The sequence below is a fragment of the Mycobacterium intermedium genome, assembly GCF_002086275.1.
GTDB lineage: Bacteria > Actinomycetota > Actinomycetes > Mycobacteriales > Mycobacteriaceae > Mycobacterium > Mycobacterium intermedium.
Genome location: NZ_MVHT01000247.1, coordinates 1 through 1,010, shown reverse-complemented (window position 1 = coordinate 1,010; position 1,010 = coordinate 1). Strand labels below are relative to the sequence as shown.

The 1,010-nt window shown below is 69.8% G+C and carries 2 protein-coding genes and 1 pseudogene; 2 read left to right on the top strand and 1 reads right to left on the bottom strand.

The genetic code is table 11. From position 1 onward, the window contains the following. Window positions 1–390, top strand: a pseudogene (locus tag BST27_RS32930) (PE family protein); the annotation flags it as partial. 46 nt (window positions 391–436) lie between these two features. On the opposite strand, the gene BST27_RS30470 reads toward BST27_RS32930, so the two are convergent. Then, on the bottom strand, window positions 437–721 hold the full coding sequence (locus tag BST27_RS30470) for a 4a-hydroxytetrahydrobiopterin dehydratase (protein WP_069419833.1): 285 nt from the start codon (window positions 719–721) through the stop codon (window positions 437–439). Between the two features lie 27 nt (window positions 722–748). Between BST27_RS30470 and BST27_RS30465 the strand changes: the two genes are divergently transcribed. After that, the coding region (locus tag BST27_RS30465) for an NUDIX domain-containing protein (RefSeq protein ID WP_139805499.1) at window positions 749–1,010 on the top strand (262 nt) is incomplete at its 3' end.

Sequence of the window (1,010 nt, the reverse complement as noted above, 5' to 3'; positions counted from 1 at the left end):
GGCTATGCGTTCGGCGCCAGCGCTGTCGGTGGCGGCGGTGGTGGTGGCGGTGCGGCCGGGTCGCCGGACAGAACCGCAGGAGACGGCGGTGCCGGCGGCAACGCCAACAGCACGGCGGTCGGCTCGTTCCTCGGCGGTGCCGGTGGGACCGGCGGCATTAACCCCACTGGCACCGGCGGTGGTGGCGGCAGCGGCGCCGGCGCCAACCTCCCCACCTCCGGCAGCGGCAACGGCGGCAACTCGGGCGAAGCGGGCGGCGCGGGCGGTACCGGCAGCTTCGGCGGCAACGCCGGCGGAAGCGGCGGCGCCGCATCGGGCGCAGGGGGCGGCGCCGGCCTCAGCAACGTGGGCGGCGTCAGCAATGGCCGTCCCGGTCAGTCGGTCCTGTAGTACGCAGGCCAGTTCGAAGGCCAGGCGGCTGTGCCGTCCCCTCGGCTCAGCTCCCGATGATCCCGTTGATGTCGCGCGCCATGTCGATGTCGTTTTGCGTGATCCCACCCGCGGAATGCGTCACCAACTTGAAAGTGACTGTCCGCCAACGGATATCGATATCCGGGTGATGGTCCTTGCGCTCGGCGTGCTCGGCGACTCGGCGCACGGCGTCGATGCCGTCCAGAAACGCCGGGAATTTGATGGAGCGGCGTAGCGCACCGTCGGCACGCTCCCATCCAGTCAGTTCGGGCAGTGCGGCGTCTACCTGGTCATCCGTTAACACAGCCATACATCCGACCGTATACCGTCACTGGCCATGCCGACCCAGATCGTCGTCGCCGGAGCCATCATCTGCGGGTCGTCCGTGTTGGTGGCTCAGCGGGTTCGCCCGCCGCAACTCGCCGGTCGTTGGGAACTGCCCGGCGGCAAGGTGGCCGAGGGGGAAACCGAGCAGGCCGCACTGGCCCGCGAGCTGGCCGAGGAACTCGGTTTGCAGGTCGACCACATGACGGTGGGTGCTCGCCTGGGCGGCGACGTCGCGCTGAACGACAAGATGACACTGCGCGCCTACCGCGTAG

Excerpts from the sequence above, each read along its gene's own strand:
- BST27_RS30470 (WP_069419833.1), bottom strand. The coding sequence starts at position 721 with ATGGCTGTGTTAACGGATGACCAGGTAGACGCCGCACTGCCCGAACTG.